The organism is Citrobacter sp. Cf088 (assembly GCF_030334295.1).
GTDB lineage: Bacteria > Pseudomonadota > Gammaproteobacteria > Enterobacterales > Enterobacteriaceae > Citrobacter > Citrobacter freundii.
The window spans coordinates 609,517-632,784 of record NZ_JAOWEE010000053.1 but is presented as its reverse complement, the minus strand read 5'-3'; the positions used below and the strand labels follow the sequence as shown (position 1 = coordinate 632,784).

The following is a 23,268-nucleotide window of genomic DNA, read 5'->3' as shown; positions in this document are numbered from 1 at the left end:
ATGCGCTTCAAATCAGTGGTGTCGATCAGATAGCTGTTACGTTAACAGCAGCCGGACCTTTCTGGCCGTCCTGAATTTCGAACTCAACGTTCTGGCCTTCAGCCAGAGTTTTGAAGCCGTTACCCTGGATAGCGGAGAAGTGTACGAACACGTCTTTGCTGCCATCAGCCGGAGTAATGAAACCAAAACCTTTAGACTCGTTGAACCACTTAACTTGACCTTTAATCTTTGCCATTTGCAAAATTCCTTAGAGTATTTTCTTCGCCCGCAGGCATAACATAGATAAAACTGAGACATTACTGCTTGAGGCACTAATATAAGGTTCGGCAGAGAAGCGGTATTCAACGTCAACGTGTTTACTCAGGACTTCTTTACTGAAAATGCCACACATAAACAGAACTGTACCTCGTTTAACCCAAAACGTGTTATCACATACAACGTTAATAATGGCAAGCCATTTTTAAACGTGTCTCGATCGGTCGCACAAATCCTGTCGTTCATCAAACAGCAACTGCACAGTTATGCGCCACACTGAGTAGTGTTATATTCCCGCCGCTCGCCCCATCCCCCGCCAGGCTTGCACCATAGCCGGGACATTTCTACCATAGCTCAATAGCTTCGGTTGTTCCAGATTAGCTGTTACAGGGTGTGCCGAATATCATTTTTTATGCTTAGTAATGCATAAAATGTCACAAGCGTAAAAATGAGATCTGCCTTCTGCTTTTGCACCAAAATAATGAAAGAATGATGACAATGCACAAAAAAAGTAAGAGAAACGTTTCGCTGTTAATAAGACGATCGCTATCACAAAAATGACATAATCATATTTTTATCGTATGGGAAATTATATTTATATCAGACCGGGGATAAGATATTAATTGGCTGGAGCATCTGAAAATACTGAGTTAACACGAGAATCAGAGTGCTAATTACACGACATATGCAGAAGAAAATAATCTGGCATGTTGGCGACAGGATGAAACATCTGAGAACGTAAGCAACAGATCCTCACCCTGTCATACCGTTTTTACCGCTCAGCTACCAGGCGGATGATGTCATCATCTTCGTCCTTCGCTGTGACCACAGCAGGCTCTGCCGATTTTTCAGGTTCGTTAGCTTCGCAAAGGCGACGGAGCAATGCGTTCTGTCTTTTTTGCTGATCTAACAATGCTTCAAGCAACTCAATCTGCTCATTAGTACGCGAACTTGCCCTATTGACGAAAAACCACAGTACAAGCCCGACAACCAGAATCACCACCGATACAGCCAAAGACGCCAAACTCAACGCGCCAGAATTCAAAACTTCGTTCATTTCACCACCTCAATGTAGACAGCGTAGTTTACCACTGCCGCACAAGAAGGTAATCAACTGTGGCAAAAATGCGCTTACCAGGGAATAAATTTATTAATGGCACAAATACCGCTGAAAAATTGTACATCCTGATCGCACATGATGTTGAACACTTGCGCCCACATCAGTATGCATACCAGCACGACAACTATCAGCACTACCCAGCGAATTTTTTTCACTCCAGCTCCACTCTTCGAATCAACATCTTATGCCTATAAATTATCATGCGTTACCTAAACCCAGCGTTAACTGTATCGGCATTCAATCTTTTTAGGAATGATTCACTTGTTTCATCTCATGTACAGGCTAATCTAATAATAACGAGAAAAGATAAGAGGTTGTAATGCGTCTGATAATCCGCGCTATTGTGTTGTTAGCTCTGGTTTGGATCGGTTTATTACTGAGTGGCTACGGAATTTTGATTGGAAGTAAGGAGAATGCAGCGGGCCTGGGCTTGCAATGCCAGTATCTGACCGCCCGCGGAACCAGCACCGCGCAATACGTCCACACAAACAGCGGTATCATTGGCCTGTCGGATTGTCCCTTGTTAAGAAAAAGCACGGTCATTATTGATAACGGTTAATATAGCAGCAATACATCCGCTACGTTATTTGCACCAACTAACATTATGACTGTTCATAAAAAACCCCAGATACAAAAATACCTGGGGTTTTTACCTTGACGCTATTGCATCAGATTAGAACGGATAGTCGTTATAACCCATTTGTTCTGAAATTTTACGCGCAGCCGTATGCAGCATCGCCACATACTCGTGCAAACGTTCTTCTGAGAAACGCAGCGTCGGGAATGAAATACTCAAGCCTGCAATCACTACACCGAAACGGTCAAACACCGGTACACCGATGCAGCGCAGACCTTCTTCCTGTTCTTCGTTATCTTCACCGTAGCCCTGCTCGCGTACTTTATCCAGCAATACCAGCAGCTCATCGGTATTGGTAATAGTACGGTCGGTGCTGCGCTTGTACTCAATACCATCCAGAATCTGCTTCACTTCATCGCGTTCACGCCATGCCAGCAGAACTTTACCGATAGCCGTGCTGTACAGCGGATTACGGCGACCTACGCGAGAATACATGCGCAGATTGTACATAGAGTCGATTTTATGGATGTAGACGATGCTGTCTTCATCCAGTGCACCAAGGTGCACTGTCTCTTTGGTCAGGCGCGAAAGTTCGCGCATCTGAATATCAGCGCTACGGATAAGATCGACGTTTTGTAACGCGCGAGCACCCAGCTCGAATAGTTTCAGGGTCAGTGAGTATTTCTCAGACTCCCCTTCTTGTGCCACATAACCCAGCGTTTTCATGGTCTGCAAAAAGCGATAAACGGTGCTTTTTGACATCATGACGCGTTGCGACAACTCGGTAATACCAATTTCGCGCTCTTCACCCAGCGCCTGCAGAATGCCAAAAACCTTCAGCACGGAAGATACAGAATCGGGTTGTTTATCCAGATCTGCGATTGCCATTTATCACCCCTTTCGAGTGTTTTATAAAAATCAGAACCGGTTTTTATTATAATTTCACGTATCAGCCCTCGCAATCGCTCTTTGCTTACTTAGTTACAAATCTGCGACCTAACGCCTGAATATCAATGCTAAAATTATTATTCTCATCATAAATTCCAACAGTATTGACTTCCTATGGAAAAAACTCAGACCGATGGTCTGCCATTGCCCCAGCGATATGGCGCAATTTTAACCATTGTTATTGGCATCTCTATGGCAGTACTCGACGGCGCAATAGCGAATGTTGCCCTCCCCACTATCGCCACCGATCTTCAGGCCTCACCCGCCAGCTCAATCTGGATTGTGAACGCCTACCAAATTGCGATCGTTGTTTCGCTGTTATCGCTCTCTTTTTTAGGTGATATGTTTGGCTACCGACGCATTTATAAGTGTGGTCTGGTCGTATTTCTGTTGGCATCGCTGTTTTGTGCCTTGTCTGACTCGTTGCATATGCTGACGTTAGCGCGCGTGGCTCAGGGGTTTGGCGGCGCGGCGCTGATGAGCGTTAATACGGCATTGATCCGACTCATTTATCCTCAGCGCCAGCTTGGCCGCGGGATGGGTATTAACTCCTTTATCGTGGCTGTATCCTCGGCAGCGGGTCCGACTATTGCGGCGGCAATTCTTTCTATTGCCTCGTGGAAATGGCTATTTCTAATTAACGTTCCATTGGGGATCATCGCCCTGCTGCTGGCTATGCGTTTTTTGCCACCCAATTCATCACGTAGCAATAAACCGCGCTTTGATCTGCCCAGCGCAATAATGAACGCCTTAACATTCGGTTTGTTGATCACGGCACTCAGCGGATTTGCACAGGGACAGTCGCTAAAACTGATTGGTGCTGAACTTGTGGGGCTTCTCGTGGTAGGGTTTTTCTTTATCCGCCGCCAGCTCGCATTGCCAGTACCGTTATTACCGGTTGATCTGCTACGCATTCCGCTGTTTTCACTCTCTATTTGCACCTCAATCTGTTCATTCAGCGCACAAATGCTGGCGATGGTTTCCCTGCCCTTTTTTATGCAAACGGTTCTCGGACGCAGCGAAGTTGAAACGGGCCTGCTGCTGACGCCGTGGCCGCTGGCAACCATGGTGATGGCCCCACTGGCGGGATATTTGATTGAACGTGTTCATGCAGGTCTGCTTGGCGCGCTGGGAATGGCAGTAATGGCGTGTGGGCTGTTTTCTCTGGTGTTACTGCCCGCATCACCTTCCGATTTTAATATCATCTGGCCAATGATTTTGTGTGGTGCGGGTTTTGGCTTGTTCCAGTCACCGAATAATCACACCATCATCACCTCCGCGCCGCGCGATCGTAGCGGAGGCGCGAGCGGTATGCTCGGAACGGCGCGCTTACTGGGTCAGAGTACCGGGGCCGCACTGGTTGCGCTGATGCTAAATCAGTTTGGTGACAGTGGAACGCACGTCTCGCTGATAACAGCGGGTATTCTGGCTTCGCTGGCCGCAATCGTAAGTGGCTTACGTATTACACAACCGCGAGTTCAGTCATAAAAAAAGCGCGTCTGTCGACGCGCTTTTTGTTGTTGTCTGCTGCAGATTATTTCAGGTACTCACCGCTGCGCAGCGCTTCAATACGTTTGTCCAACGGGGGGTGAGTCATAAACAGCTCACTCAGCGATTTGGATTTACCGTTGATGCAGAACGCCATCATACTGGTCGCTTCCTGCGGCTCATAGCTGGTTTTCAGGCGCTGCAGCGCGGCGATCATTTTTTCACGACCCACCAGTTTTGCAGAACCGGCATCCGCATGGAATTCACGATGACGAGAGAACCACATGGTAATGATGCTCGCCAGAATACCAAACACCAGTTCCAGCACCGTCGCTACCGCAAAGTAGATTAACGGGTTACCGTTGCTACCCTCTCCCTCATCGCGGTTACCGCCCATAAACCCAGCGGCAATTTGCGCCAGAATACGTGAGATAAAGATAACGAAGGTGTTTACTACCCCTTGAATGAGCGTCATGGTCACCATATCGCCATTGGCAATGTGGCTGATCTCATGCGCGATAACCGCTTCGGCTTCATCCGGGCTCATGTTTTGCAACAGGCCAGTACTTACAGCCACCAGCGAGGCATCCCGGCGGGCACCGGTCGCAAACGCGTTAATATCTGGCGCGTGGTAGATTGCAACCTGTGGCATAGCGATCCCGGCCTGGCGGGCCTGATTCGCAACTGTATTCATCAGCCAGCGTTCTCTTTCATTGCGAGGCTGTTCGATCACTTCCCCGCCAACGGACTTTAACGCCATCCATTTGGACATCAGCAGCGAAATGAAGGAACCACCAAAACCAAACAGCAGTGCCATGATCAACAAGCCTTGAACGCTGCTTGACTGGATCCCTGTCAGGCTCAATACCAGCCCGAAAACGACCATCACAGCCAGGTTCGTCAGCAGGAAGAGCGCGATTCGCATCATAATTTTCTTTTAACCTCAATTTAACAAAACGCACTATGCGATTACCCATATCGTATGGGTCTTATGACTATTTTCAAGCATCCATAGGTGCTAAGTCACCAGAAAGACACAACTTTACATTTTATCGTATCAGGCTGACGTCTTCATGCACTTGTTAAAAAAACAGGCACAATTTCTTGTGCCTGTTCGAGGTTATTGACTGGTTGCGGGCTGTTCCGCTGGCTTCTCTTTCTCAAGATGCGCCAGGTCGAGCGCGATTTTTACCGTTTCATCCAGGTACGGATCCGGCTCCTGGTAATCCTTCGGCAGATCGTCCAGTTTCTTCAATGGCGGTTTGCCTTCACGTTTAAACCGATCGTTGATACGCGCCAGACGCATTGCGTCATCTTCGTTATTCTCTTTTTCACGCTGAGCGTAATTCAGAGAAGCGATGTTGCGCTTATCCTTCATCGCATTGAAACGCGCAATGTCCTTCATGATGTACTGGAACTCAGGATCGTTCGCAATACGTGCATTGTGCTCTTTCAGCAATTCAGGTCCGAACGGCGTCAGATTATCTGACTTAGTGTAGGTCGCAGCATCAATGCTGTCCCACGGCAGTGCGTTATCTTCAAACTTCTCGCCGGTTTCAGTTTCTTCATTACCTGTCGGCATGATGATATCCGGCGTAACGCCCTTACGCTGCGTGCTGCCACCGTTTACGCGGTAGAATTTCTGGATCGTGTACTGAACAGAACCCAGCGCTGGCCATTCCGGACGCAGCATCTGATCGTAAATACGGTTCAGGGAGCGATACTGCTGGACGGTGCCTTTCCCAAAGGTTGGTTCACCAACGATCAACGCTCGGCCATAATCCTGCATTGCCGCAGCGAAAATCTCTGATGCTGAGGCGCTGAAGCGATCGACCAATACCACTAGCGGGCCTTTGTAGTACACAACGCCGTCGGTATCGCTGTCTTCACGCACTTTACCGTTATTATCACGAACCTGAACCACCGGGCCGGAAGGAATGAACAGACCGGAAAGCGAAACCGCTTCAGTCAGTGCTCCACCACCGTTAGTACGCAGATCGATGATAATACTGCTGACATTTTGTTTTTCCAGTTTCTGCAGTTGGACTTTGACATCATCAGTCAGGCCTACATAGAAGCCAGGAATATCCAGTACGCCAACTTTTTCTTTGCCAACGGTTTTCACGGACATTTTCACGGCGCGGTCTTCGAGACGAATACGTTCACGCGTTAGCGTCACGGTGCGCGTCTTGGTACCTTTACCGGCAGGCAGAATTTCAAGGCGTACCTTGCTGCCTTTAGGTCCTTTGATCAGTGCCACGACGTCATCCAGACGCCAGCCAATCACATCGACCATGCCCTTGCCCGTCTGCCCGACGCCAACAATACGATCGCCAACGCTGATCGCCTTGCTCTTGGCTGCCGGACCACCTGCCACCATGGAGTTAATGACGGTGTAGTCATCATCCATTTGCAGAACCGCGCCAATACCTTCCAAAGACAAGCTCATTTCAGTATTGAACTGCTCGGTATTGCGCGGAGAGAGATAGTTAGTATGCGGGTCGATTTCACGAGCGAACGCTGTCATCGCCAGTGAGAACACATCTTCGCTGTTGGTCTGCGCCAGACGGCGAATCGCAAATTTGTAGCGGCGCGTCAGCGTTTCGCGAATTTCCGCATCGGTTTTACCGGTCAGCTTCAGGCTGAGTTCGTCAAATTTAACCTTACCGTCCCACAGCGCATTTAGCTCTGCTTCGCTCTTCGGCCACGGCGCTTTGCTTCGGTCGAGGTTAAACGTGTCGTTACCGGTAAAATCCATTGGACGTGCCAGTACGCTTAATGCGTACTGATAACGTTCAAATCGGCGTTTTTGCGCCAGATTATAGAGATCGTAAAAGACATCCAGCTTGCCAGTGCGCAGTTCATCGCCGAGGACCGTTTTCTTTTTTGCATACTGTTCGATATCGCTCGCCAACAGCACATTGTGGCTGTAGTCGAGCAAATTCAAATAGCGGTCAAAAATTTTTGCCGAAAACGCCTGATCCAGATCGAACTGGCGATAGTGTGATCGCGTAAAACGCGACGTCACACGTTCGCTTACCGTCGCATGCTGGGTTTCTTCCTTTAAAACGGGGATTTGATCGGCACGCGTGATGTCTTCCACAGCAAGTGCCTGGCCTGCTAATGCAAGCAGACCAGCTAACGCAGTAAGCCTAAAAAAAGTGTTCATGCCAGGCCTGGCCTCCGTTTCAGAACACCAGGTGTTCTGCGCGTACAATCAAAGACATACCCGAATTCAGCTGTACACGGACGCCATCTTTGGTGATTTCTAATACGGTGGCATCCATCGCATTATTTCCTGCTTTCACCTTCAGAGACTGCCCTACCGTCAGTACTGAAATATCAGATACCGGGGTATGCTGTTCTTCGCGAGGAGCACGCGGTGCTTTTGCTGCTGGTTTTTCAGCGCGAGGTTTACGCTCTGCACCTTCTTTACGACGCGGTGCAGGACGCGGCTTACGCTCACGACGCGGTGCGCCTTCTTTTTCACCGGCAGCAGCAGCCGCTTCGCGTTTTTTCGCCTGTTGCTCTGCGCGTTGCGCCTGAACACGGGCTTTAGCTTCTTCCAGCTGTTTGCGCGCATGTTCAACATGTTGTTCATCCAGCTCACCACAAGGGTTGCCGTCGAGATCAACACGCGTTGCGCCCAATTTAACGCCGTACAGATAGCGCCAGCTTGAAGTATAGAGACGTAAGGCAGAACGGAGCTGAGTCTTGCTGAGGTTCATTTCGCCCTCAACACGCTCTACCAGATCCTGAAAAATGCCAATTTTCAGTGGGCGCGCTTCGCCTTCCGCACTAAAACACTGCGGGAAGCGTTCGGCCAGAAACGCGATGACTTCTTTACTGCTATTCAACTTAGGTTGATTTTCCATGAAATTTCCTGATTACAACGGACGTAGCCAACAAGCGCAGGCATGAACAGGCGACATTATAATGACGTCATCAGTAATTGCTACGTTATCCGTTGATTATCCTGCGACGTGCGCAAAGAATTTTTTGTAATCCGTCGTTGCAAGCACGGTTTCAAGCTGTGCCACCAGTGTACGCAGACCTTGTTCATCTTCCTCAGTAAAGCGGCCAAACGCCGTGCTATCGATATCCAGCACGCCGATTATCTGATTTTCGACGGTGATAGGCAGGACGATTTCAGCGTTGCTGGCGGCATCACAAGCAATGTGCCCATCAAAAGCATGTACGTCCTCAATACGCTGAACCTGGTTCTGCGCCACTGCTGTACCGCACACACCACGCCCTACCGGGATCCGCACGCAGGCAATTTTGCCCTGGAAGGGACCAAGCACCAGCGTATCGTCCTCAAGCAGGTAAAAACCGGCCCAGTTCACTTCAGCAAGACGCTCGTACAACAATGCGCTGGTATTCGCCAGCGTTGCCAGAAAACTGGTTTCACCTGCCATCAATGCCTGAAAATCACGGTTCAGATCCGTGTATAGCTCTATTTTGTTCATTATGTAATCACTTAGTTGTCTTACTTAAAACTGCAGCCTACTAAAATAAACATTAAATGCGTTAATGCTCAAGATCATTCCCGTCATGAGTTAAGATAACATTACTTCAACAATTTGATTCGCGATACATGGCCTTAACGACACCACGCATCACGCCAACTAAAAAAATAGCCATCAGGTCCATCGGTGAGGCACTACCTCGTGCACATTATCATCGCTGCCCTGAATGTGACCTGATATTTAGCTTGCCTAAAATGCGTTCGCACCAAAGTGCCTTTTGCCCACGCTGCCAGGCAAAAATTCGTGACGGACGCGACTGGTCATTAACGCGACTTGCGGCAATGGCTTTCACCATGTTGCTGCTGATGCCCTTTGCCTGGGGAGAGCCACTCCTGCACATCTATTTATTAGGCGTGCGCATTGATGCCAATGTTATGCAAGGCATCTGGCAAATGACCCGACAAGGTGACCCCCTCACTGCTTCTTTCGTGCTTTTTTGCGTCGCTGGCGCGCCGCTAATTCTCGTGACCTCAATTGCTTATCTGTGGTTTGGCAATATTCTTGGGATGAACCTGCGCCCGGTGCTGCTGATGCTGGAAAGGCTCAAAGAGTGGGTGATGCTCGATATCTATCTTGTGGGCATTGGCGTCGCGTCAATCAAAGTTCAGGACTATGCTTTTTTGCAACCCGGTGTGGGACTGTTTGCTTTTATTGCGCTGGTGATCCTCAGTATTTTGACGCTGTCGCACCTCAACGTAGAGCAGCTTTGGGACCGATTTTACCCGCAAAGACCAGCCCGTCGCCCTGATGAAAAGCTCCGCGTCTGCCTCGGTTGTCACTTTACAGGTTATCCGGACGCTCGGGGTCGCTGCCCTCGTTGCCATATCCCGCTGCGCTGGCGCAGGAATCAAAGTATCCAAAAGTGTTGGGCGGCGCTACTGGCCTCGATTGTCCTGCTTTTGCCTGCTAATCTGCTGCCCATCTCGGTAATTTATGTCAACGGTGGTAGGCAGGAAGACACTATCCTGTCAGGCATAATGTCTTTGGCAAACAGCAACGTCGGCGTGGCGGCGATCGTTTTTATCGCCAGTATTCTGGTGCCATTCACCAAAGTGATTGTGATGTTTACGTTGCTCATCAGCATCCATTTTAACTGCGAGCAAGGATTGCGTACCCGCATAAAACTGCTGCGTATGGTGACCTGGATTGGCCGCTGGTCGATGCTGGATCTCTTTGTTATCGCTTTAACCATGTCGCTGATTAATCGCGATCAGATACTTGCTTTTACTATGGGACCGGCTGCGTTTTATTTCGGCGCGGCGGTAATATTGACTATTCTTGCTGTGGAATGGCTGGACAGCCGCTTACTTTGGGATGCACATGAGTCAGGAAACGCCCGCTTCGCAGACTGAAGCGCAGATTAAAACAAAACGCCGTATCTCTCCGTTCTGGCTGCTGCCGTTCATTGCACTGATGATCGCAGGATGGCTTATCTGGGGAAGCTATGAAGATCGCGGCAATACCGTAACCATTGACTTCATGTCCGCGGACGGCATTGTACCAGGACGCACGCCCGTTCGTTATCAGGGCGTTGAAGTGGGCACGGTGCAGGATATCAACCTCAGCAAAGATCTGCGTAAAATTGAAGTCCGCGTCAGCATCAAATCGAGCATGAAAGATGCACTGCGCAAAGATACCCAGTTCTGGCTGGTCACGCCGAAAGCGTCGCTGGCCGGAGTTTCGGGTCTGGATGCATTGGTTGGTGGTAACTATATCGGCATGATGCCCGGAACCGGCGAGGAAGAAGATCATTTCGTTGCCCTCGACACGCAGCCCAAATACCGTCTGGATAATGGCGATTTGATGCTGCATCTGCGGGCGCCTGACCTCGGTTCGCTCAATAGCGGTTCGCTGGTTTATTTCCGTAAGATTCCGGTGGGCCGGGTGTATGACTACACTATCAACCCCAACAATCAGGGCGTAACTATCGACGTGCTGATTGAACGTCGGTTTACCAATCTGGTGAAAAAAGGCAGCCGCTTCTGGAACGTCTCCGGTGTGAATGCGGATGTCAGCCTCAGCGGCGCGAAGATCAAACTGGAGAGTCTGGCCGCGCTGGTCAATGGCGCCATTGCTTTTGATTCGCCTGAAGACTCAAAACCCGCCGCAGCCGACGACACGTTTGGTTTATATCAGGATCTCGCGCACAGCCAGCGCGGGGTGATCGTCAAGCTTGACTTACCCAGCGGGGACGGACTCAAAGCTGGCTCAACATCGCTGATGTATCAAGGATTACAAGTCGGCCAACTCACCAAACTGGATTTAAATCCAGGCGGTAAAGTGACTGGAGAAATGACGGTCGACCCCAGCGTCGTAACGCTGCTGCGCGACAACACGCGGATTGAATTACACAGCCCTAAATTATCGTTAAACGATGCCAATCTCAGCTCACTGCTGACGGGTAAAACGTTTGAACTGGTCCCCGGCGAAGGCGAGCCGCGTAGCCAGTTTGTTGTTATCCCCGCAGAGAAGTCGTTGTTACACGATCCAGGGGTCATGACATTTACGCTCACCGCACCGGAGAGTTACGGTATTGATGCTGGCCAGCCGCTGATTCTCCACGGCGTTCAGGTCGGTCAGGTGATTGAGCGCACGCTTTCCAGCAAAGGCGTTTCATTTACCGTTGCCATCGAACCGCAGCATCGTGACCTGGTGCAAGGTGACAGTAAGTTCGTGGTCAACAGCCGCGTGGACGTCAAAGTCGGACTTGATGGCGTGGAGTTCCTTGGCGCCAGCGCCAGCGAGTGGCTCAGCGGCGGCATTCGTATTTTGCCCGGTACCAAGGGGGAAATGAAAAAAAGCTACCCGCTGTATGCCAACCTGGAAAAAGCAATTGAAAACAGCCTGAGCGATCTGCCAACCACCACGGTCAGCCTGAGCGCCGAAACGCTGCCTGATGTGCAGGCCGGCTCGGTGGTTCTATACCGCAAATTCGAGGTCGGTGAAGTGATCAGCGTTCGTCCTCGCGCCGATGCGTTTGATATCGATCTGCATATTAAACCGGAATATCGCAACCTGTTGACCAGCAACAGCGTGTTCTGGGCCGAAGGCGGAGCAAAAGTTCAGCTTAACGGCAGCGGATTAACCGTACAGGCATCTCCCCTTTCACGCGCGCTCAAAGGGGCAATTAGCTTCGATAATTTAAGCGGTGCCAGCGCCAGCCAACGCAAAGGCGACAAGCGCATTCTGTATGCTTCGGAAACCGCCGCGCGTGCGGTAGGCGGCCAGATAACGCTGCATGCGTTCGATGCCGGTAAACTCGCTGCTGGCATGCCGATTCGCTACCTGGGAATCGATATCGGCCAGATTCAGACGCTTGAGCTGATCACCGCCCGTAACGAAGTGCAGGCAAAAGCGGTTCTGTACCCGGAATACGTGCAGACCTTCGCGCGAAGCGGTACCCGTTTCTCCGTGATCACCCCGCAAATTTCGGCAGCTGGCGTGGAGCATCTGGATACAATCCTGCAGCCGTACATCAACGTTGAACCCGGACGCGGTAATCCGCGCCGTGATTTTGAGCTGCAGGAAGCCACCATTACCGACTCTCGTTACCTCGATGGTCTGAGTATTGTGGTGGAAGCACCGGAAGCAGGTTCACTGAATATCGGAACCCCAGTTTTGTTCAGAGGTATTGAAGTGGGGACCGTCACCGGGCTGACGCTGGGCTCGCTTTCCGATCGTGTGATGGTTGCCATGCGCATTAGCCAGCGCTATCAGCATCTGGTGCGCAACAACTCCGTGTTCTGGCTGGCATCCGGCTACAATCTTGACTTCGGCCTGACTGGCGGTGTCGTGAAGACCGGTACCTTCAATCAGTTCATCCGCGGCGGCATCGCCTTCGCGACTCCACCAGGTACACCGCTGGCTCCTAAAGCGCAGGCAGGTAAACACTTCCTGTTGCTCGAAAGCGAACCGAAAGAGTGGCGTGAATGGGGAACAGCCCTGCCACGATAATCTCTCCACTTGCTCCGGCGTACTCGCGCCGGAGCACTTATGCTACACTGCGCACCTGTTTTTTTGCCGGTGGTACCAAGTGGCTTATTTTCCCGACGCCTTTCTGACTAAAATGCGTGAAGCAATGCCTTCCACGCTCTCATTCGATGATTTTCTCGCTGCCTGTCAGCGCCCGTTGCGCCGCAGCATTCGCGTCAATACGCTGAAAATCTCCGTTGCCGATTTCCTCACACTGACAGCACCTTACAACTGGTCTCTCACTCCGGTTCCCTGGTGTGCTGAAGGTTTCTGGATCGAACGCGATGAAGATGAGTTAGTGCCGCTCGGTAGCACAGCAGAACATTTAAGCGGCCTGTTTTATATTCAGGAAGCCAGCTCAATGCTGCCAGTCGCTGCGCTGTTTGCCGAAGGCAATACCCCGGAACGCGTAATGGATGTCGCGGCAGCCCCTGGCTCCAAAACCACGCAAATTGCCGCAAAAATGAATAATCGAGGCGCCATTCTGGCGAATGAATTTTCTGCCAGTCGCGTCAAAGTCCTGCATGCCAATATCAGCCGTTGCGGGATAGCCAACGTCGCCCTGACCCATTTTGACGGACGAGTATTTGGTGCTGCGTTGCCGGAATCATTTGATGCCATATTGCTGGACGCCCCGTGTTCCGGGGAAGGCGTAGTGCGTAAAGACCCCGATGCGCTAAAAAACTGGTCGCCAGAAAGTAATCTGGAAATTGCCGCAACTCAGCGCGAACTGCTCGACAGCGCCTTTCACGCTCTGCGCCCCGGCGGCACGTTGGTTTACTCGACCTGTACGCTTAATCGTGACGAAAATGAAAATATCATGCGGTGGTTGATTGAAACCTACCCGGACGCCGTCGAGTTTTTACCACTCGGCGATTTATTTCCACAGGCCGAACGCGCCCTGACGCCGGAAGGATTCCTGCATGTGTTTCCGCAAATTTACGATTGCGAAGGTTTCTTCGTTGCGCGTTTGCGCAAAACAGCCGCCATCCCTCCACTACCTGCGCCGACATATAAAGTCGGTAACTTCCCGTTTAGCCCGCTGAAAGGACGCGAGTCCGCGCTTATCGCGCAAGCCGCGAGCGCTTGTGGACTGCAGTGGGAAGATAATTTACGCCTGTGGCAGCGCGATAAAGAGATTTGGCTGTTCCCAACAGAAATTGAGTCACTGATCGGCAAAGTCCGCTTTTCACGACTCGGCGTCAAATTAGCCGAAACGCACAATAAAGGCTACCGCTGGCAGCATGAAGCCGTCATCGCGCTCGCCAACCCAAATCACAGCCATGCGTTTGAACTGACGCTTGCCGAAGCTGAAGAGTGGTACCGCGGCCGGGATGTCTACCCACAAGCCACACCGACGAGTGACGACGTACTGGTTACATTCCAGCATCAGCCTATCGGTCTGGCAAAACGTATTGGATCGCGACTGAAGAATAGCTACCCACGCGATCTTGTCCGGGATGGCAAACTCTTTACAGGATAACGCACGTTTTTACTGGCGCTTTTGCTAACGTTGACTACGCTGAAAAATGGACGACCTAACTGGTCGTACCACAATTAGCAAATTAACGGAGAGCACGATGATGAAAACCAGTGTGCGCATTGGCGCTTTTGAAATCGACGACGCCGAGTTACATGGCGAATCGCCGGGGGACCGAACGTTAACCATTCCGTGTAAATCCGACCCGGATTTATGTATGCAACTGGATGCCTGGGATGCCGATACCAGCGTCCCGGCCCTGTTGAACGGAGAACATTCAGTACTATTTCGCGAACACTACGATCGTAAGTCAGATGCCTGGATCATGCGCCTTGCCTGATTCAAAAAGAACCCGTCGCCAGACGGGTTATTTCTTAGTTAATTTCCCTCATCTATCAACATCTTCTACACTACAGCTATGGCTTTACCATTTGAGGATGGAATGTTCACGCTGGTTCTTTTTGTGTGCTACCTGGATGGCGGTTGTGAAGATATCGTGGTTGATGTCTACAAAACTGAGCAGCAGTGCCTGATATCGATGGACGATCAACGTATTCGTAACGGAGGGTGTTTACCCGCGGATGACTACATTGATAGTTTCTGGCACCCGGCCCAGGAATACAGCGATTTTTGATTATTGCAGTTGTACCAGCGTTAACTCGCCGCCAAATACAGCACCGGTATCAATATAATGCAGATTCTCGCGATCCAGCCGATGGCGCAACGGCGTGTGGCCAAACCAAAAGTGATCCGCGCCGCGAATCCCACAACCGTTGTTCATTAGCCTCGAACGATCCCACAGCACACGCTGTAAATCGATCTTTTTTAGCCACTGATAATCATCATCCGGGTAATCGGCATGAGCAATAACGTGTATGCCGTTTTGACAGTGCAGCTCCAGAATCCAGGGTAATTGCCAACACTCTTCAAGAGCGAATTTCGCTGCCGGTTGCTCCGCCTGCGCAAACCACGAGCCACCATTCATTAACCACATGAATTTATCCCCCGTCGCCAGCGCGTCCAGCGCCATCTGTTCATGATTCCCCCTGACCGCGACAATCCAGCGTTTACGCAATAATTTCAGGCAACGCAAACTGTCTGGTCCACGGTCAATAACATCCCCCACTGAAACCAGCAGATCCTGCCAGGGATCAAAACGGTACTGCCGCAGTTTAGCCATCAGTATCGAGAAGCAGCCGTGGATATCCCCAACCACCCAGACGTGACGCCACTGCGTACCGTCGATTCGTTGATAGATATTGTCAGGTCGTCCCATGTCGCCTCCAGAGTACAAGGGTACCTGATTATAATTTTAGCAATGATGGTAAAAAAGCCTGGACGATCGTGGGCAGGAGTATGGTATGGTTTATGGAGAATGAAGCATGCGATAAGTCGTGTTTTGCCCTGGATGGCATCGCATTCGCCACATAAAAAGAGACCGAATACGATTCCTGTATTCGGTCCAGGGAAATGGCTCTTGGGAGAGAGCCGTGCGCTAAAAGTTGGCATTAATGCAGGCTAAGTTACCCTGCCATTTAAGAATAGATGACAGCGCCAGGTTTTCCAGTCCGCGACTAAAGTGGCCGGAAAAAAAGGACGTTTGTTACACATCCAAACGCAAAAACCGCAAGTTCTCGTGCGAGAACCTTGCGGTTTTTTATTGGAAATCAGAGCGCTACATCTGACAATTAGCAGAGCTTTTCTGCACGCTCCACAAACGGTGCCAGGCTCATTTTTTCGCCCGGTTTCGCCGGATCATCAATCTGGATAATCTCGATCGGCTTTGCCGTGGTTTTTCCGCTCTCCATCTGCTGTCTGGCAACATCATTCAACGGGTATTGCACCAGCGTACTGGGATTGATGACATACAGCGCGTTACCCGGGCGGCAGGTCAGCATCACCTCTTCCCGATTAAACGCCCACTTATCTTTGCCAACCTCAAAACGGCTGACGGTAATGACCTGCGGCGCAGCCAGCGCGGCTCCGGAGCTTGCCAGGAGTAATAAAGAGATAATGATTTTTTTCATGCGTTTCGCCAGTCCATCAATCAGAAAGGTTCAAGGGTTGCGAACAGGCTGACAATTGCCAGCACAACGGCTCCTATACCCCATTCCAGCTTGGTCATCCAAATAAAATAGAGAGTCATGCCGCGGTTATCCTGCTGCATGCGTGGTACCAGAACATACCGATTCACCAGCGCAATCGCCACCATTAGCATGACCAGGGCACCTTTTAACAAAAGCAGCCGCCCGTAAGCCATGTGCCAGGGAACAGAAAAACCGACAATAAACAGCGCATTCATAATACCGGTAAGTAAAACACCGATAACAAAAAGATGCCCGTAGCGGGAGAAACGCATCATGGTGCTGATGGCCTGTTCTCGCCAGCGGCCATGCGCCATTCGCATACAGTAAAGTACGGGTAGCAGGCCACCGAACCAGGCGGCGGCACATATCAGATGCAAGGCATGGTTAACCTGCTGGATTGCCCCAGTAATACCACTATGCAGCGTCGCATGCCCTACGCCAGCCAGCAAAATAAACTGCGCAATCGTCAGCATTAACAGCCGTCGCGGCATGCTACGCGGTACGATAATAACCACCACCAGAGTGACCAGCGCGAGGATAATCTGCCATAACCAGACTCCGCCAAACTGCGTTTGCAACACCGCGCCCCATACATCTGTAGAGATAACATCCCGCCAGCCTGAGCCCATTAACCCACCCTGGATCGCCAGCATCAGCGCCGCGCTGATAAAGCTCCACGTTGCGGCATGCCGTTGCAGACGCAAAAAACGACGCATCATTAAACGACGAACCGAAACGGGAGCCAGCCATGCGCCGTAAAGCGCACAACCAAACACCAGCATCAAAGTGGTAAAATGGATAAACCGTAATGCAACCCAGGTAAATGCCAGCATCGGTTATTTCACGCTAAAGGTATATTGCCCCTTCGTCTTGTGACCATCCACGGAAACAACGTGCCAGTCGACCGTATATTTTCCTGCTTCAAGTGTTTGATCAAGCGGAACAATCAGCTGCGTTTTGTCCTGCTCACTGCGTGACGCCTTGCCCGTTTTGATCTGTTCTTTGTTTGGACCTGTCAGGGTTGCGCCGCTGAATCCCGGCTCTACGCCTTCAGAAAAATTCAGCGTCAACGCCTGAGGAGATGCCACAACCTCGGCATTAGCAGCCGGGCTTTGTTTTGTGAGGTGGGCATGCGCCAGGGCGGCGGGCGTTGCCAGCACGCTGGCGAGTACGATGAGAGCGCTGCGAAGCATAGATGCAGATGAAGCCATTTCAACTATTCCTTTTTGTTATGTCTAATCTATAGAGAATAACCTTCTACAATGATCGAGTCGAGAATCATCATTTCGGTCTTGCCATTAATGCACACTCTTAGTAACTTTGCGCGCCGAAAGACAGAGAAAAGGAGAAGCCCATGAACATCAATCTGGCCAAACTTGAGCAGGCGGAGATGGATAAGGTCAATGTTGACCTGGCCGCTGCAGGTGTAGCGTTTAAGGAGCGATACAACATGCCGGTTGTTGCCGAAGTTGTTGAGCGTGAACAGCCCGAACATTTACGCGACTGGTTTCGCGAAAGACTCATCGCGCACCGACTGGCATCCGTTTCCCTTTCACGTTTACCTTACGAGCCTAAAGTTAAATAAAACTTATACTACGTTACGATTCCTTACATGATGGCTGCTACAGTATAAGCATATTCTTAATCTATACTTTCAGGATGATTGTAGACACTATGAAAAGGAAATCATTATGTCACACTGGAAAATCGCAGCAGCGCAGTACGAACCTCTTCACACCTCAGTTACCGAGCATGTCGCACATCACCTGCAATTCATTCAGGCAGCCGCCCAATGCCAATGTGAATTGCTGGTCTTTCCTTCCCTCTCCTTGTTAGGTTGTGTTGATGAACATGACGCGCTTCCTGCCCCACCCGATGAAGCGCTGTTAGAACCTCTCGCCCATGCCGCCGTGACTTATCGTATGACAATCATTGCGGGACTACCGGTGGAACATAACAACCGGTTCGTAAAAGGCATCGCGCTCTTTTCTCCCTGGATGACCTCGCCCTTAACGTTTCATCAAAGTCACGGAGCCTGTATCGCCAGACAGCAAAATGCCATTAGCGTAGTGGATAGCCAGCCGGAAGGTATCGATATCGACCCGGCTTACTCCCTGTTCACCAGCAGTCAGTCCATTAGCGAACCCGAATTGCTCTCCTCCACATCTCGTCTCCAGAGTTTCTCGCATAAGTTTGCCATAGCTGTATTAATGGCCAATGCGCGTGGCAGCAGCGCGTTATGGGATGAGCGAGGCCGATTGATTGTTCGCGCAGACAGCGGTTCTTTGCTGTTAACCGGTCAACGCACGCCACGGGGTTGGCAAGGTGATATCATTCCATTACGCTAGTCGTTTTGGGTCAGGAGCATGGCATGTTGCGCATAATAGATACAGAAACCTGTGGTCTACAGGGAGGCATTGTTGAAATTGCTTCTGTCGATGTGGTTGACGGAAAAATAGTCAACCCAATGAGCCACCTGGTACGCCCTGACCGCCCCATCAGCCCACAGGCGATGGCTATCCATCGCATTACTGAAGCAATGGTGGCCGATAAGCCGTGGATTGAAGACGTCATCCCGCAGTATTACGGCAGCGAGTGGTACGTGGCCCACAATGCCAGCTTTGACCGCCGCGTATTACCCGATATGCCCGGAGAGTGGATTTGCACCATGAAGCTCTCCCGTCGTTTGTGGCCGGGGATCAAATACAGCAACATGGCGCTGTATAAATCGCGCAAGCTGAGCGTACAGACGCCAGCGGGTCTCCACCATCACCGCGCCCTGTACGACTGCTACATCACTGCGGCACTCCTGATCGACATCATGCAGACGTCAGGCTGGACAGCCGATCAAATGGTCGATATTACCGGCCGTCCCGCGTTACTCACTACTTTCACTTTTGGTAAGTACCGCGGAAAACCGGTATCAGAAGTGGCTGAACGCGATCCGGGCTATCTGCGCTGGTTATTTAATAACCTTGATAATATGAGCCCGGAACTGCGATTAACGCTAAAACACTATTTGGATCACGCCTGAGCAGGCAGTGTTCCCTGCGCCAGTCCAATCAAAAAAGCGTACTCAAGAGCCACACCTTCGTAAGATTTAAAACGCCCGGATTTACCGCCGTGTCCGGAATCCATATCCGTGCAAAGTAGCAGCAAACGATCGTCCGTTTTCAGCTCACGAAGTTTTGCCACCCATTTTGCTGGTTCCCAGTATTGCACCTGGGAATCGTGTAATCCCGTCGTGACCAGCAGATGCGGATACGCCTGCGCGGTTACATTGTCATACGGGCTGTAGCTTTTCATATAGGTGTAATACTCTTCGTCCTGCGGATTACCCCACTCTTCAAACTCACCGGTCGTCAGGGGAATTGATTCATCGAGCATTGTGGTTACCACATCGACAAACGGCACCTGCGCAATAACACCATGGAAGCGTTCCGGGCGCTCATTAATGGCGACGCCCATTAACATTCCCCCGGCGCTTCCTCCAATTCCATAACATAACTCAGGCGCGCCATAGCCCATTTTTAGCAGCGCATCACAGACGTCGAGGTAATCATTAAAGGTATTTTTCTTGCGCAGAAACTTACCGTCCTCGTACCACTGTTGTCCTAATTCACCACCGCCACGCACATGGGCAATGGCGTAAACAAAGCCGCGATCCAGTAAGCTTAAACGGCTGCTGCTGAAATCGGCATCCATGCTGGCGCCATATGAGCCATAGCCATAAACCAGTAACGGATTTTTTCCTTTCAGGAAATACTTTTGATGATAAACCAGCGAAACCGGAACCTCAGTGCCATCACGTGCCGTTATCCATACGTGTTCGCTACGGTAATTCGCCGCATCAAATCCGGGGACCTCCGTCTGCTTAAGCACACGACGTTCCCCGGTGTCCATATCCAGTTCAAACAATGTGTCCGGGGTAGTCATGGAGGAATAGCCATAGCGCAGGCGCGATGTCTCCGGCTCTGGATTATAGGCAAGCCAGGTCACATATGCCGGATCGTCAAAGGCGATCCCGACCACTTCGCGCGTTTTACGATTAATCTGCCGCAGGCTGGTTAAGCCCCGCTTCCGCTCTTCTACCACCAGCCAGTCGGTGAATAACGTAAAGCCCTCCAGCATCACGTTGTCACGCGGTGGGATCAGCGTCTCCCAGGCTTGCTCATCACGAACACGGGTACGGTACAGGCCGAAATTTTTCCCCTGACGGTTGGAGCGCAGATAAAAATTGTGCTGATAGTGATCGAGACTGTATTCGTGGTCTTTGCGTCGCGCTAAAAAGACCAACGGTTCGGCATCTGCCAGTTCTGCATCAAGCAACAAAACTTCACTGGTGGTCGCACTGGCAATGTGGATAATCACATAATGCAATGATGTGGTTTTATGCAGACTGACATAAAACATGTCATCGGCTTCTTCATACACCAGCTCATCCAGTGACGATGGCGAACCGACTGTATGTCGCCAGACCTGATACGGCAATAACGTCGTTTCGTGCTTGCGCACGTAATAGAAAGTCTGAGAATCATTCGCCCATACCAAATCCGCTTCGACGTTTTCCAGCACTTCCGGATACCAGTTGCCGCTTTGCAGGTTGCGAAAACGCACGCCATATTGCCGGCGAGAGAGATAATCTTCGGCCAGTGCCATGATGGTGTTATCCGGTGATATCGCCAGTCCTCCCAGCGTATAAAACTCGCTGTGTGCCGCGCGCTGGTTCCCATCCAACAAAGTGTCCCAATCATCCCACTCTTCACTGAAGGCAGACTGACGCTGATAAATGGCATATTCGCACCCCGGTTCATAAATATGCCGGTAGCGATAACCATTCTTCACATAGGGGGCAGAAGCATCCTGAGGCGGGATACGGTCGATAATCTCTTTCAGGACGCGATCCTGCAAAGCCTGCTGCGAGGCCATAACCTGACGGCCATACGCATTTTCTTGTTGCAGATAATCCAGCACTTCTGGCTGCGAGCGAGTGTCATCTCGCAACCAGTAATAATTATCAACACGAGTATCGCCATGCTGCGTCATGGCGTGGGGAATACGAGAAGCTTTTGGTAGCATGTCATTGTTCTTTTGCTTAAACATCCTATAAGGGTGGCAAAAGACAGCAATGATGCAAGCGAAACATGCGCCTTAGCGGTAAGTAATTAGCCCGGTAACGCCTGTTTTTGTTCCTTGAGATCCTGTTCAATGCCTTCACGAACATCCTGCGGGATCTTCAACGCATCGCCCAGCGCATTGAGATAACTACGTTCCATAAAGTGGTCGATATCAATCGCCGCACAACTGAGGAAGTAAATTTCTAGCGCTTCTTCTTCGTTACGGATCCCATGCGCCAGTCGTTGAGGGTCTAACGGTTGTTCGATGGCGCGTTCAATCAGAATGCGGCCCTGCTCTTCCACGCCCGCTTCACGGAGCTGCTGCTCAATGGCGCTACGTTCTTTGGCATCAATATGGCCATCGCTTTTCGCCGCAAAAACCAGCGCCAGAATCAGACGTTCGGTTCGCTCATCCAGCGGTGAGCTTTGTGCGCCAAACTGCGGCTCATCCTGATGCGCTGCGCGAACTTTATCCTTGTACTTGTTCCATAACACAGTCCCGGCAACCGCGCCGCCGCCCACCAGAAGCGCGCTGGTGCCGTATTTACTCAGTAATTTACGAGAAGATTTGTTGGCAACCAGTAATCCTGCCAGACCGCCTAACGCGCCTGGAACCAGAAGTTTACTCAGCCCTTGCTCGCCAGAAGATGACGCGGAGGAACCTTTTTGCCCAAGAAGAGATTGTAGTTGATTTAGCCAGTTAGCCATTTTGCCCCTCAAGTACAGACGAATAATCATCAAAGCGTACCCGAGGGGATGTCAGGAAGTGTTCAGGTCATCAAAAGATGTGCAAATACCTCCGTTACTGCGGCTGATACTCTGCTGTTCCAGCTTTGCAGTCGACTTTTACCTGATAGTGAATATCCGCACTTTTACCGCGAACCGTCAGGGGAACTGACCATTTCCCGTCTTTGCCCGTAATATCGGGCGTGTTTACCCAGGCGACAGGATCGACTTGCCCGACGCGCTTTTGATCGTCAGCCCAGCGCGCGATGCGATTTTGTTGATAATCACGTTTCACGCTCGCCGCAATACCGTTAGCGTCCAGTCCCTCACACTTGGGGAACTGGACGTTTTTGCTTTCCATATTTGCCGCAAATACAGATACGCTGGCAGACAGCAGCAGCAGGCTCAATAACGCTCTTTTTTTATACATTCTTTTCTCCTTAATCTCCCCTTCGTCATTCAGATTGCCTGTAGCAACGTGAAATAACGTCAGGGATTGCACAATGATTCAGGGAAAAGCATGGTACAAAACGTCAGGAGCGCAAGTCGTTTCAGGCAGCCTGAGTATCATCCCCAGCGTGCGCATCGTTTTCGACAGCCTGCGGCGAAGGCAGCTTGCCATTTTTCAGAATGGCGCTCAGCACATCTTTTTGCTCAGCCAGCCACAGGGAAAGCGCTTCGCGCTGCTCGTCTTCAAGCGCTACCGGCGATTGCTCCAGCCATGTATCGAGCAGATCTGCTGTATCCAGCATTTTGTCATACGCATCGGCTTCCTTTTTGCTGGTAAACGACATTTTTTCCTCACCTTCCCGAATGACTACGTATTTAACTTCAACCGCCATTTTGCAGCCTCTTAAATTACCTGTATTTATGTACAGTATATTCTTTTTAAGCCCTGAAATCAACCTGGTAATAAAGACAGACGCAAACGTTTTCGTATATACTGCGCCCAGATAAAACAGGGGATTA

General features: G+C 50.7%; 27 protein-coding genes. 10 read left to right on the top strand and 17 right to left on the bottom strand.

Annotation, left to right across the window (positions count from 1 at the left end; all coding sequences use genetic code 11):
- Positions 1–25: 25 nt before the first annotated feature.
- The 4 genes from cspE to mgrB form a co-directional block, all read right to left on the bottom strand.
- Entirely contained in the window at positions 26–235 is a 210-nt protein-coding gene (gene cspE / locus OGV71_RS15950) for a transcription antiterminator/RNA stability regulator CspE (protein ID WP_001062678.1), read from the bottom strand.
- 12 nt (positions 236–247) lie between these two features.
- Positions 248–391 (bottom strand): DUF2627 domain-containing protein, encoded by a 144-nt coding sequence (locus OGV71_RS15945; RefSeq protein ID WP_003034983.1) that lies wholly within the window; start codon positions 389–391, stop codon positions 248–250.
- 636 nt (positions 392–1,027) lie between these two features.
- Entirely contained in the window at positions 1,028–1,312 is a 285-nt protein-coding gene (locus OGV71_RS15940; RefSeq protein ID WP_003034980.1) for a YebO family protein, read from the bottom strand.
- 74 nt (positions 1,313–1,386) lie between these two features.
- A complete protein-coding gene (gene mgrB, locus OGV71_RS15935; RefSeq protein WP_003034977.1) occupies positions 1,387–1,530 on the bottom strand; it encodes a PhoP/PhoQ regulatory lipoprotein MgrB in 144 nt (47 codons plus the stop codon).
- A gap of 164 nt (positions 1,531–1,694) precedes the next feature.
- On the opposite strand from mgrB, the gene OGV71_RS15930 reads away from it, so the two are divergent.
- Entirely contained in the window at positions 1,695–1,934 is a 240-nt protein-coding gene (locus OGV71_RS15930; RefSeq protein ID WP_003034975.1) for a YobH family protein, read from the top strand.
- A 114-nt stretch (positions 1,935–2,048) separates the two neighbouring features.
- Here OGV71_RS15930 and kdgR read toward each other — a convergent pair whose 3' ends face one another.
- Positions 2,049–2,840: a DNA-binding transcriptional regulator KdgR gene (kdgR, locus tag OGV71_RS15925; protein WP_286533618.1), complete on the bottom strand. Its 792-nt coding sequence runs from the start codon at positions 2,838–2,840 to the stop codon at positions 2,049–2,051.
- A 174-nt stretch (positions 2,841–3,014) separates the two neighbouring features.
- Here kdgR and OGV71_RS15920 point away from each other — a divergent pair, with 174 nt between their 5' ends.
- A complete protein-coding gene (locus OGV71_RS15920) occupies positions 3,015–4,388 on the top strand; it encodes an MFS transporter (protein WP_086550100.1) in 1,374 nt (457 codons plus the stop codon).
- 46 nt (positions 4,389–4,434) lie between these two features.
- Here OGV71_RS15920 and htpX read toward each other — a convergent pair whose 3' ends face one another.
- The 4 genes from htpX to msrC form a co-directional block, all read right to left on the bottom strand.
- A complete protein-coding gene (htpX, locus tag OGV71_RS15915) occupies positions 4,435–5,316 on the bottom strand; it encodes a protease HtpX (RefSeq protein WP_003034964.1) in 882 nt (293 codons plus the stop codon).
- Between the two features lie 192 nt (positions 5,317–5,508).
- Positions 5,509–7,557, bottom strand: coding sequence for a carboxy terminal-processing peptidase (gene prc, locus OGV71_RS15910; RefSeq protein WP_063940869.1), 2,049 nt, complete (start codon positions 7,555–7,557; stop codon positions 5,509–5,511).
- A 19-nt stretch (positions 7,558–7,576) separates the two neighbouring features.
- Entirely contained in the window at positions 7,577–8,263 is a 687-nt protein-coding gene (gene proQ / locus OGV71_RS15905) for an RNA chaperone ProQ (protein WP_003034957.1), read from the bottom strand.
- A gap of 96 nt (positions 8,264–8,359) precedes the next feature.
- Positions 8,360–8,857: a free L-methionine (R)-S-oxide reductase MsrC gene (gene msrC, locus OGV71_RS15900; protein ID WP_003034953.1), complete on the bottom strand. Its 498-nt coding sequence runs from the start codon at positions 8,855–8,857 to the stop codon at positions 8,360–8,362.
- Between the two features lie 128 nt (positions 8,858–8,985).
- Here msrC and yebS point away from each other — a divergent pair, with 128 nt between their 5' ends.
- The 5 genes from yebS to OGV71_RS15875 all read left to right on the top strand — a co-directional run bounded on the left by yebS (position 8,986) and on the right by OGV71_RS15875 (position 15,003).
- Positions 8,986–10,269 (top strand): membrane integrity lipid transport subunit YebS, encoded by a 1,284-nt coding sequence (yebS, locus tag OGV71_RS15895; RefSeq protein WP_003841983.1) that lies wholly within the window; start codon positions 8,986–8,988, stop codon positions 10,267–10,269.
- Positions 10,238–12,871, top strand: coding sequence for a PqiB family protein (locus OGV71_RS15890; protein WP_003034947.1), 2,634 nt, complete (start codon positions 10,238–10,240; stop codon positions 12,869–12,871). Before yebS ends, OGV71_RS15890 begins: the two co-directional genes overlap by 32 nt.
- A 79-nt stretch (positions 12,872–12,950) precedes the next feature.
- Positions 12,951–14,372 (top strand): 16S rRNA (cytosine(1407)-C(5))-methyltransferase RsmF, encoded by a 1,422-nt coding sequence (rsmF, locus tag OGV71_RS15885; protein ID WP_072291341.1) that lies wholly within the window; start codon positions 12,951–12,953, stop codon positions 14,370–14,372.
- 100 nt (positions 14,373–14,472) lie between these two features.
- Positions 14,473–14,709 carry a YebV family protein gene (locus tag OGV71_RS15880; RefSeq protein WP_029139506.1) on the top strand — a complete coding sequence of 79 codons (237 nt, stop codon included), beginning with the start codon at positions 14,473–14,475 and terminating at the stop codon, positions 14,707–14,709.
- 102 nt (positions 14,710–14,811) lie between these two features.
- Positions 14,812–15,003, top strand: a complete 192-nt coding sequence (locus OGV71_RS15875; protein ID WP_003034941.1) for a YdfD/YebW family protein — start codon at positions 14,812–14,814, stop codon at positions 15,001–15,003.
- Here the strand turns inward: OGV71_RS15875 and pphA are convergent, their stop codons facing one another.
- From pphA to yobA, 4 genes are all read right to left on the bottom strand, one after another.
- Entirely contained in the window at positions 15,004–15,645 is a 642-nt protein-coding gene (pphA, locus tag OGV71_RS15870; protein WP_128295755.1) for a protein-serine/threonine phosphatase, read from the bottom strand. It lies immediately after the preceding gene.
- A gap of 412 nt (positions 15,646–16,057) precedes the next feature.
- Positions 16,058–16,396, bottom strand: a complete 339-nt coding sequence (locus OGV71_RS15865) for a YebY family protein (protein WP_003034934.1) — start codon at positions 16,394–16,396, stop codon at positions 16,058–16,060.
- A gap of 20 nt (positions 16,397–16,416) precedes the next feature.
- Positions 16,417–17,289 (bottom strand): copper homeostasis membrane protein CopD, encoded by an 873-nt coding sequence (gene copD, locus OGV71_RS15860; protein ID WP_286533614.1) that lies wholly within the window; start codon positions 17,287–17,289, stop codon positions 16,417–16,419.
- A gap of 3 nt (positions 17,290–17,292) precedes the next feature.
- Positions 17,293–17,667 carry a CopC domain-containing protein YobA gene (gene yobA / locus OGV71_RS15855; protein WP_003841654.1) on the bottom strand — a complete coding sequence of 125 codons (375 nt, stop codon included), beginning with the start codon at positions 17,665–17,667 and terminating at the stop codon, positions 17,293–17,295.
- Positions 17,668–17,810: 143 nt separating this feature from the next.
- On the opposite strand from yobA, the gene OGV71_RS15850 reads away from it, so the two are divergent.
- From OGV71_RS15850 to exoX, 3 genes are all read left to right on the top strand, one after another.
- Positions 17,811–18,041 (top strand): DNA polymerase III subunit theta, encoded by a 231-nt coding sequence (locus OGV71_RS15850; protein WP_003034925.1) that lies wholly within the window; start codon positions 17,811–17,813, stop codon positions 18,039–18,041.
- A gap of 106 nt (positions 18,042–18,147) precedes the next feature.
- Positions 18,148–18,804 carry a carbon-nitrogen hydrolase family protein gene (locus OGV71_RS15845; RefSeq protein WP_003841657.1) on the top strand — a complete coding sequence of 219 codons (657 nt, stop codon included), beginning with the start codon at positions 18,148–18,150 and terminating at the stop codon, positions 18,802–18,804.
- A gap of 23 nt (positions 18,805–18,827) precedes the next feature.
- Positions 18,828–19,490 (top strand): exodeoxyribonuclease X, encoded by a 663-nt coding sequence (exoX, locus tag OGV71_RS15840; protein ID WP_003833802.1) that lies wholly within the window; start codon positions 18,828–18,830, stop codon positions 19,488–19,490.
- Here the strand turns inward: exoX and ptrB are convergent.
- The 4 genes from ptrB to yebG all read right to left on the bottom strand — a co-directional run bounded on the left by ptrB (position 19,481) and on the right by yebG (position 23,141).
- Positions 19,481–21,535 (bottom strand): oligopeptidase B, encoded by a 2,055-nt coding sequence (gene ptrB, locus OGV71_RS15835; RefSeq protein ID WP_286533612.1) that lies wholly within the window; start codon positions 21,533–21,535, stop codon positions 19,481–19,483. The two genes, exoX and ptrB, sit on opposite strands and share 10 nt — an antisense overlap.
- An 86-nt stretch (positions 21,536–21,621) precedes the next feature.
- Complete coding sequence (locus OGV71_RS15830; protein WP_054528502.1) at positions 21,622–22,281, bottom strand: tellurite resistance TerB family protein; 660 nt, start codon at positions 22,279–22,281, stop codon at positions 21,622–21,624.
- A gap of 94 nt (positions 22,282–22,375) precedes the next feature.
- Positions 22,376–22,729 (bottom strand): protein YebF, encoded by a 354-nt coding sequence (gene yebF / locus OGV71_RS15825; RefSeq protein ID WP_110248581.1) that lies wholly within the window; start codon positions 22,727–22,729, stop codon positions 22,376–22,378.
- Between the two features lie 121 nt (positions 22,730–22,850).
- Positions 22,851–23,141, bottom strand: coding sequence for a DNA damage-inducible protein YebG (gene yebG / locus OGV71_RS15820; RefSeq protein ID WP_003034906.1), 291 nt, complete (start codon positions 23,139–23,141; stop codon positions 22,851–22,853).
- Positions 23,142–23,268: the final 127 nt, after the last annotated feature.